Annotated in this window: 1 protein-coding gene and 1 pseudogene; both read right to left on the reverse strand. The window is 40.9% G+C overall.

Features of this window, described 5'->3' with window-relative positions:
- Positions 1–346 (reverse strand): annotated as a pseudogene (locus tag R7Z49_RS25055) (chromosome partitioning protein ParA); the annotation flags it as partial.
- A gap of 181 nt (positions 347–527) precedes the next feature.
- Positions 528–705: SDR family oxidoreductase (locus R7Z49_RS25060; RefSeq protein WP_318112396.1), on the reverse strand; the 178-nt coding region annotated here is incomplete at its 5' end.

Genomic DNA, 705 nt, shown 5'->3' on the forward strand with positions numbered 1-705 from the left:
CGTAATATAGATTTTTTTGAGAGTAACGAGCGTTTTGCTTCAATGCATCGCGCACTGGCTCTGACACTTCTAACGCATTGATGAATGCCTCGATATCGTCGCGTATTCCGGCTTTATTTTCATCACGACCTGTAAGGGAATCACTTCTATCTAGTGTGTAATCACATTTTCGATATAGCAGAGCAAATTGGTCATCAATTGTAGGTTGAGCCTTTAGCTCTTTAGCGATATCCGGCGTTTTTTTAAAACTTTGGTGTGGTTGATTGTGATTTGGGTCTGGAGTCGGAGTGTTTTGCTGGTTACAGCCAAAGAGAATAAGCAGGCCAAGTAGCAATAATTTTTTCATATGAATAATCCATGTTTTTATGGATATTACATGTGTGCTTTGCGGATAGACCAATTGCGTTTTGTTATACCGAGTAAATAACTGGCAATTTAACTCTCCATGTTTGTATGCATTTATCTTGAGACAAAAACGCCCTTCACCTGAGCAAAGAGCGTTTTTACTTGAGGTTATGGTTCGAACATTAAAGCACTAAACCGCCATCAATCTTGAGCACTTGTCCGGTTATAAACGAACTTTTATCAGAGACCAGAAACGCAACGCCATTGGCGATATCTTGCACCGAGCCCATGCGTCCTAGGGGCGTTTTACTTTCCATCATTTGAATGACTTTTTCTGGCAGGTTCTTGGTCATGTCGGTA

Source organism: Vibrio sp. 1562, assembly GCF_033340155.1.
Classification (GTDB): Bacteria; Pseudomonadota; Gammaproteobacteria; order Enterobacterales; family Vibrionaceae; genus Vibrio; species Vibrio alginolyticus.